Here is a 7,694-nt window from a genome sequence, read left to right as displayed (position 1 = left end):
TCCTCACCGGTGATCAGGCCGTCCACGGCGGAGAACTGCCCGGTGACACCGATCGCGGCACGCACCGCCTGCGGGTCGGCGGCGACGTCGTGGCCCGCGACCTGGGCCTGCCCGCCGTCGGCGGCGATGAGCGTGGACAGGATCTTCACGGCGGTGGTCTTGCCGGCGCCGTTCGGCCCGAGGAGCGCGAAGACGGACCCGGCCGGGATGCGCAGGTCGACGCCGTCGAGGACGGTCTTGTCGCCGTAGGACTTGCGCAGACCGACGGCGCAGACGGCGGCCGGAGACGGCTGACCGTCACGCTGACTTGATGTGGGCATGACAGAAGAACGCATGTGGCCCTCTCGATCGAAGGTTGAAGTGGCAGGGTGGGGTAGTGAGTTGAGGCCGGCACTTCCGGGGTCAGGCCTTGGCGCGCCGGATCTCGATGTTGCCGTAACGGGTGCGGGCGCGGATCTTGACGGTGTCCTCGGTCTTCTCCGGAGCCTCGGACGCCGTGAGCGTGTTGCGCACCTGGCCGGAGGCTGAGCTGACGTCGAGCCAGGCTGCGGTTCCCTCGCGGACACCGACCTCGATGGCGCCGTAGGAGGTTTCCAACTGGACGGTGCCGCAGGCGACTTCGCCCACGCGCAGGGTGCCGTGGGCGGTGGTGGCGGTGACCGAGTCCTCGGCGCGCCGGATCTCGATGTCGCCGTTGGCGCCGCTCACCCGCAGCTCGCCGGTCGCGGCGCCGACGGTCGTGGTGCCGTGCGAGTTCTTCAGGACGGCGGGGCCGTCGACGAGGCCGACGCGCATGCTGCCGGAGCTGGTGGTGATCTCGGCCATGCCCTCGACCCGGTCCACGGTGATCGAACCGTGCGACGCGGTCAGCTTCAGCGGGCCGGTCGTGTCGAGCCGGACGTCGCCGGACGAGGTCTTCACGCGGACCTCGCCTAGCCGGCCCTCGCCGAGCACCTGGGCCCAGGCGCCGGTCACGTCGACGCGCGAGCCAGTGGGCAGATCGACCGTCACGTCGACGGTGCCGGTGCGGCCGAACAGGTTGGACTTGGGCGTCCTGACGGTCAGTACGCCGCTCGCGTACGTGACCTCGGTTCCCTCGGCCGCCCGTACGTCCTGGTCCCGCTTCGGGTCGCGGGGCTGCACCTCGACGACGGTGTCGAGGCGGTCGCCCGCGGTGAACTGGATGGAACCGGCCTCCACGTGGGCTGTGACCGAGACCGGTTCGGGAGTGTCGAAAGAAGGCATGGCTGTCCCGTCCTCTTGGGTCTTCAGGACGTCCCCGCTGGTGGGACGTGATGTGGGTGAACGTGGTGCGGGTTGGGTGCGGCTAGCGCACCCAACCCGTGAAGCTCTGTCCGATGACCTGGGCCTTCTCGGTCGTACGCGGCCGGGTGCCGCCGTCGACCGCGGCCGACACGGCCCGTACCAGCCACGCGTTGACCGACAGGCCCTCGCGGCTCGCGGCCTCCTCGGCGCGCGCCTTGAGGTGGGCCGGCAGGCGCAGATTGACGCGGGCGGTGCCGCCTTCGTCGCCTTCGCCAGGGGCCTGCGCCTTGAGTGGTTCGACGGGCGTGGAGGCCGCTTCCATGGGGCCGCCGTCGGCGGGCGGCAGCGTCACCACGAAGTCGGGGTCCAGCCCGCGCAGCCGTACGTCGACCGAGCCGGGGGCGAGCTCGCGGGTGATCTCGTCCATCGCTGCGGAGAGCACATTGAGCATCGTCAGACGGGTCGCCGACTCCAGGGGAGCGGTGAGCCGCTCGGCCAGCTCACGGGCATCTTCCCCGCCGGCTTCGGCGGCCACCGCGAGTTCGCGGCGGAGGGTGTCGACATACGGCTTCAAGTCCATAACGCCATCATGGCACCATTGTGGCGCCATGCGCAAGGCCGATTGGCGCCTTATGGGTGTGTGGACTCAAGAGAGGGCGCCCTACCTGCGGAAATGTGAGGAGAGTGACGCAGGTGATTGTGGCGCCATATGGGCTCCTGTGCCTTTGGGGGCGTGGAATGGCGCCGAGTGGCGCCGGATGGTGCCAAGTGGCGCCGGATGGTGCGGCCCTACTTCCCTGATCGCCTACCGGGCCAGCGCGAAGGTGCTGGCTGCCACGGCCCCGCCCACCGCGGCGCCTGCCAGGACCTGGGCGAGGGTGTGGTCCTTCAGCTCCACCCGGGACCAGCCGACGACGGCGACGACGGGGTAGGCCAGGAGCACCCAGAGCCCGTAGGTCATGGCGAGCATGGCCACGCTTCCGGAGGACACGGCTGCGTGCACGCTGATCTTCCAGGCAGGGGTCACGGCGAGGAGGGCGGCCAGGGTGACCAGCATGGCCGCGATCAGCGCAACCATCGGCCGGGGCGCGTCGAACGTCCACAGCAGCAGGATGCCGGTGGCGACCGAGGCGCTGACGAAGGTCATCACGATGATGCGCTGCTGCCTCTGGCCGACGTGCCGGTCGGCCCAGCGGCCGCGGCGGATGCCGAATTTGATGAAGGCCAGGGGGATGACCGCGGCGAACAGGCAGCCGAGGAGGCCCCATCCGATCCCGGAGAGGCGGCCTGTGTGCCAGCCGATGAGGATGGTGTCGGCGATGATCCAGGTCTTGGGATCGAGCCCATCGGTGATCAGGCGCGCGGCCCGGGACTCGTTGGGCCGGGTGATCGTGGTCGTCATGCCGTGGTCTCCTGGCAGGTGGTGTTGAGGAAGTCGTCGGCCACGGGGGAGTGGTAGACCTGGGCGAGCTGGATGAGCCTCTGGACCTCGGTGGTGAAGTCGAGGTCGTCGATTCCCTCGGTGCCTGCCTTCTGCGCGCTGCCGACCGGCGAGGCGCCCCGGGCCTTGGCTTCGCGTGCTGCTCGCAGCCAGAGGGCCTCGGACGCCGGGCTCGTCGCCGGGGCGAATCCCGCCTGCCTCGCGGCGGTCCGCGCGCGCTCGCGCATCTCGCGGGTGGCGTAAGGGTCGAGTGCCAGGGCGGCGTCGCGGATTTCGATCACTCGCCGGTACAGCCGGAGGCGCGGGCTGCGAAGGAGTCCGGTCTTGAGGACGATGTCGGGGGTGACCGCGGTCAGATCCTGCCAGAGCGGCTGGAGCTTCCGGTGGTGCCGGCCGTCCTGGACGGTGCGCCAGGCGACGCCGAACGCGGGGATGCTGCTGCCTACGAGGATGGTGCCGATCGCCATGTACTTCAGGGCATCGGTGGCGTTGTCGACAGCGGTGTCGCTGGAGCTGCCCGCCAAGCCCACGAGGCGGCTCGTCATGTATCCGGAGCGCAGCAGGGTGTAGAGGACGCCTACGGCGGTTCCGATGCCCATGAGGCGTACGCCCGTGCGGAGCCAACGGGCGCTGGCGTGGCGTGCGCTGCCCCAGAAGAGCCAGGTGGCGTTGGCCATGGCGATTCCGAGGTAGACGACGAAGACGAGGTAGTAGAGCGTGGCCCAGCCGTTGCCGACGTTCTCCTCGTAGAAGTCGGTCACCTCGTGGGGACGTGGGACGAAGAAGGTGAAGAGCACCGCCATGACCGCCATCGCCGTGAAGGTGACGTAGTGGCGGGATCGCAGCCGACGGCCGGTCTCCGGTCTGGCGATGGCCACGACGAAGTCGACGACGGCACCGGCCGCGATCATGCCCAGCCAGTGCTTGACGAGGGTGGACAGGTTGTTGACTCCTGCCCCGTCGTCCAGGCCGTGCATCACCCCGGGCAGGCGGAGCGTCATGGAGAGGGTCAGGGCGGCGAACGCCGCCCACAGAGCTCTCTGCTTGACGGTCCGAACGGCTGAGGGGACGCGCCAGATCGTCACCGCCCAGAGCATGGTCAAGACGGCGATTTCGAGATGTTTCACTTCACGACCAGGTGTTTCGAACGGGGTGCCCGAGGGCGTCATGGAGGCGCGCAAGACGGTCCTCGGCCTCGCTGGAGGTCGACTGCGTCGTGTAGCGGCCGGCCCGCTCGTGGATGAGCGTGGCCAGCGTCTCTGCCTGTCGCTCCTGCGGGCTCGCGAACTTGCTCCGGCCCATGAGGTGCGCCAGGCGGTCTATGTCGAGGCCGAGTTCCTCGTCGATCGATTCGGTCATGCGGGCCACGCTCCTGATCCGGGCCGCCTCGGCGCGGATGATCGAGGCCACGGGAAGATCAGGGCGATCAAGACCGGATACGGCCCCCTGTGTGCGCGTCAGCAGGCGCTGGAAATACTCGGAGGCACGGGCGATCTCGTGTTCCGGCGGTTGCTCCGATATGTCGAGCTCGGGGGCGACATGACCGAGCAGCATGTGCGAGATCTCGTGAAGGACGATCTGTACCTTGAGGATCTCGGCTGCGACGGCGTCGTAGAAGACGAGGTCGGCGACGTCCAGGCCGAGCCAGATCCCGCACGGCAGCGCGGGGTCAGGAGGTCCGTCGAGAGGCAGCAGGATCAGTGGGCGGCCACGCTGCTCGGCTATGCCCTCGCAGAAGACCTCCAGGTCGAACGGCTGGGGGATGACGAGTTGGTCTGCAACGGCGGCGCACTCCGTATCGGCGCGCTTCCACCACCGCATGGTCGTCCTCCCCGCCGTTGGCTCTCCCCGGCGCGAAGCCCAACCGCTCCATGCCGCCCGCCGATTTCGCACTCCTGATCGTTTTGAGAATAACCGGAGCTCCCACGGGCGGCCGGAAAACGGCGTACAGGTAGACCGGAACACCCTTTATGTGCGGGTCGTGTGACTGATTCGCGTCTTACGATTCCTTGCGACGGCGACGGCGGGGCTTCACGTCAGGAAGCCCTTCGGCCTTTCTGAGCTGCTTGATCAGGCCCGTGACGGATCTCATGGACCCGGCGGACAGTCCGCTGAGGCGGAAGGCCGCGGCCTTGACTTCCTCGTCCTCCAGGACCTGGGCGAACTCGTCGGCCGCAGCGGCTTTGCTCATCTCCTCGCGAAGCCGCGTGATCCGCTCCTCGATCCGCTGCTCGATCGCTTCGGCGTTCTCGCCGTCAGCGAGGTATCCCACAGTGACGCCGAAGAAGTTGGCGATCGCGCGGATCGAGTCGATGCCGGGGTTCGGATTGTTGTTCAAGCGGATGGTCTGGACCGTGCCGTGGGAGACGGAGGGGCCGGGCAACTGCTTCGTGCCGTCGGCGATCTCTTGGTACGAGTACGGGCCGCGACCGGCCGGGTGGATCGTCTCGATCAAGAAGCCGAGGCGGTCGCCCATGGTGTCTCGCCGGCCGGTGGGGGTTTCCTCGCCCATCGCCGTCACTGCTCCTGTCTCCCGCTGGGTCTCGTAGTTCACTGCTGAACCACCACCCTCATTATCTATCCACCTAGATGCACGCTCCACACGGTCCAGCGAAGTGCGTCTAGCCCGCTAGCGGACATCCGTGAAAGTGAACCACGGCACATCGCCCGTACGCGTAGCCCGAACTGGCTTGACAGGGCATGTGTGGGGCGAAGTATCGTCATCAAGCCATCTAGCCCACTAGATGAGTCGCGCTCAACCGCTCGACGTTTCGCGTCTAGCTAGCTGAGTGTCGACGCTGCTGGGCGAGAAGGAAACGGGGGAGGGGCCGCGCTGCTGCTGTCGCAGCACCAGGCCTCTTCGATGGGCCGTTGTTCGGGGGGAATCGGGGGATCCCCCCGAACGACGGCACGCGCCCCCGTATCGGGGACGCGGCCTGCCGGGCGCGCTCCGCTCTACGCCGGGTCGGCAGTCCACGGCCAAGCGGCATGACGGCCCGCCTCGATGAGGCCGACCATCCGGAACGCGGCGTCCGTGAGGCCGCCGAAGGTGTGCCGGTGTGGGGCCGTGGGCGGGCCGGTACCCCGCCAGGTTCCAGGTGTAGACCGGGATCTCGGCCGGAACCGGTTCGGCCGGCCCGCGGCGGCCGTGGTCGGCGGCCTGCTCGTCCGTGATGATCAGGACCCGGTCGTGCCCCCTGTAGTGGGCGCGCACCGCCTTCATGGTCTGGGTGCCTCCGAGGCTGTGGAACCGTTTCAGCACCTCGAGCACGGGTTCCCCCGCCGCGAATGGCACCGCCGCGCTGGACCAGCCGAACTCCACCAGCTCCGCCCGCTCGGCGCGCATCGCCAAGGCGGCACCGAACACGGCCGCCGCGTCCGCCCGGGTCAGCTTGGACCGCTCGGAGGCGGTGTCCCAGAACATGGAGTCGGACCGGTCCACAAGGATCAGCGTCCGGCCCGGCAAGGCCGGTACGTTGGCCAGCGAGTGGCTCAGTGCCCGTTCCAGCGGGGCTGCCCAGCGCTGAGACGGCGCGTGCCGGTGGGCGGCCAGGTAGCGGAAGGGGAACTGCCGGGACCGGGCGACTTCGGCGGCGTCCGAGATCCGTGCGGCGACCCGGGCCGCCACCTCGTCCGAGACCCCGGCCTCGTCGAAGTTCCGCAGGTTCCGCAGGAGCGCCATCGGTGCCATCGAGGGGATCACAGCCTCCCAGACGGCGGCGTCCATGGGTCCGTGGAGCCAGCCCGCCAGGGCCTCCCAGGTCATGCCCGCCGCGGCCAGCCGCTCGGCGCCGCCCGGCCCGGTCACCGCGGCCCGCCGCTCGTCCGTCGGCAGCTCCATCAGGGCGCGGTGCGCGGTCAGCAGGCGGTCGGAGACTGGCGGAAACGCCTGCTCCGGGTGGTGGCGGCGGTCCAGGGCGTGCCGGAAGAGCGCTCCCTGCCAGGGCTTGTCCGGGTCCGGGGAGGCGTGCACCAGGTTGAGTACGTCACCGAAGCGGAAGCCCTTGGACGCGGTGTCGTACTTCAGCAGGGACCGGGAGGAGTACAGCCGGCGCACGGCGTCCGCGATGCCCCGCTTCACGGGCTGCGGCACGTTCCGTCCGTACACCGAGGTCCAGTGGGCGAGCAGCTCGCCCGGCTCGTCGGCACGCTGGAGCACCGAGTCGATCACGGACCGGTTGGACGGGCTCTTGGACGGGTCCTTGGACGGGTCCTCGGACGACCCCGCCTCGATCCGGGCCCGGACGTACGCGGCGGCGCCCACCAGGGAGGCCGTGCGCATGTTGCCCTCGCTGCGAAGCCAGCGCAGCAAGCCGGCCGTCCATACGGGGTCCTCGACCGCGAGTTCACCCACGAGACGGGCGTACCGGTCGTCGCGCTCCCGGCCGCTCTCGTAGAAGGTCTTCTGCGAGACGAAGTTGCCGACTGCCAGCAGGAAGAGCTCTTCCCGGGGTTCCCGTACGAAGGCCGGGCCGCCTTCGTACGTGCGGAAGGCCTGCCCGGTGGGCCAGTGGTGGACTTCCGGTGCGGGCGGGGTTCTGGCGGCCGCCGAGACGTGCGGGGCCACGAGCATCTCGGACCAGATCTTGGAGACGCGCTGGGTGTAGCGAGGCAGTGAATCCCCCCGGATCCAAAGGAACGGACGGCCCCGGCCAAGGGGCCGACGGGGCGAAAGCGGCCGCGCCTCCCGAGATCAGAGGTGGCGGCGGCGTCACTTGGTTGTCAGAAGGAAGTAGCCGCAGCCGGGCGCATCGGGGGCGCGGTCGCGATGCCAACCTATGCGGGCCACCGGACCGCACACCAGCGATTAAACGTCTGCCCTGCCGCAGGAAGGACGACGGCCGCCCCGCCCCCGGGGGGGGGGGGGGGGGGGGGCCGGCCCCCGGGGGCCCCCGGGCGGGGGGGGGGGGGGGGGGGGCGCCGCCGGGGGGGGGGGGGCGGGCGGGGGGGCGGGCGGCGCGGCGCGGGCCGCCCGCCCGCGGGGGGC

Annotated in this window: 7 protein-coding genes and 1 pseudogene; all 8 read right to left on the bottom strand. The window is 70.0% G+C overall.

All coding sequences use genetic code 11. The features are described from left to right. Positions 1 to 335, bottom strand: a 335-nt coding sequence (locus ACFYOB_RS41310; protein ID WP_388570170.1) for an ATP-binding cassette domain-containing protein, incomplete at its 3' end; no start/stop codon positions are given. A gap of 67 nt (positions 336 to 402) precedes the next feature. Beyond that, complete coding sequence (locus tag ACFYOB_RS41305; RefSeq protein WP_388570167.1) at positions 403 to 1,245, bottom strand: DUF4097 domain-containing protein; 843 nt, start codon at positions 1,243 to 1,245, stop codon at positions 403 to 405. An 82-nt stretch (positions 1,246 to 1,327) separates the two neighbouring features. Then, positions 1,328 to 1,846: a hypothetical protein gene (locus ACFYOB_RS41300; protein ID WP_388570164.1), complete on the bottom strand. Its 519-nt coding sequence runs from the start codon at positions 1,844 to 1,846 to the stop codon at positions 1,328 to 1,330. Between the two features lie 225 nt (positions 1,847 to 2,071). Next, positions 2,072 to 2,668, bottom strand: a complete 597-nt coding sequence (locus ACFYOB_RS41295; protein WP_388570161.1) for a hypothetical protein — start codon at positions 2,666 to 2,668, stop codon at positions 2,072 to 2,074. After that, the gene (locus ACFYOB_RS41290; RefSeq protein ID WP_388570173.1) at positions 2,665 to 3,804 is read right to left on the bottom strand and encodes an MAB_1171c family putative transporter; all 1,140 of its coding nucleotides are present in this window, start codon (positions 3,802 to 3,804) and stop codon (positions 2,665 to 2,667) included. Before ACFYOB_RS41290 ends, ACFYOB_RS41295 begins: the two co-directional genes overlap by 4 nt. Positions 3,805 to 3,835: 31 nt before the next feature. Continuing rightward, entirely contained in the window at positions 3,836 to 4,528 is a 693-nt protein-coding gene (locus ACFYOB_RS41285; RefSeq protein ID WP_388570158.1) for a hypothetical protein, read from the bottom strand. Between the two features lie 178 nt (positions 4,529 to 4,706). Further along, entirely contained in the window at positions 4,707 to 5,261 is a 555-nt protein-coding gene (locus tag ACFYOB_RS41280) for an XRE family transcriptional regulator (RefSeq protein WP_388570156.1), read from the bottom strand. 401 nt (positions 5,262 to 5,662) lie between these two features. Next, positions 5,663 to 7,280 (bottom strand): annotated as a pseudogene (locus ACFYOB_RS41275) (TROVE domain-containing protein). Positions 7,281 to 7,694: the final 414 nt, after the last annotated feature.

The sequence above is a fragment of the Streptomyces sp. NPDC006463 genome (assembly GCF_042870715.1).
Lineage (GTDB): Bacteria > Actinomycetota > Actinomycetes > Streptomycetales > Streptomycetaceae > Streptomyces.
Note: the sequence above shows the minus strand (reverse complement) of the source record. Positions and strands in the feature narration are given on the sequence as shown.

What these genes read in the sequence shown, in the direction of transcription:
- ACFYOB_RS41305 (WP_388570167.1), bottom strand. Translation starts at nt 1,245, where the DNA reads ATGCCTTCTTTCGACACTCCCGAACCGGTCTCGGTCACAGCCCACGTG.
- ACFYOB_RS41300 (WP_388570164.1), bottom strand. Translation starts at nt 1,846, where the DNA reads ATGGACTTGAAGCCGTATGTCGACACCCTCCGCCGCGAACTCGCGGTG.
- ACFYOB_RS41295 (WP_388570161.1), bottom strand. Translation starts at nt 2,668, where the DNA reads ATGACGACCACGATCACCCGGCCCAACGAGTCCCGGGCCGCGCGCCTG.
- ACFYOB_RS41290 (WP_388570173.1), bottom strand. Translation starts at nt 3,804, where the DNA reads ATGCTCTGGGCGGTGACGATCTGGCGCGTCCCCTCAGCCGTTCGGACC.
- ACFYOB_RS41285 (WP_388570158.1), bottom strand. Translation starts at nt 4,528, where the DNA reads ATGCGGTGGTGGAAGCGCGCCGATACGGAGTGCGCCGCCGTTGCAGAC.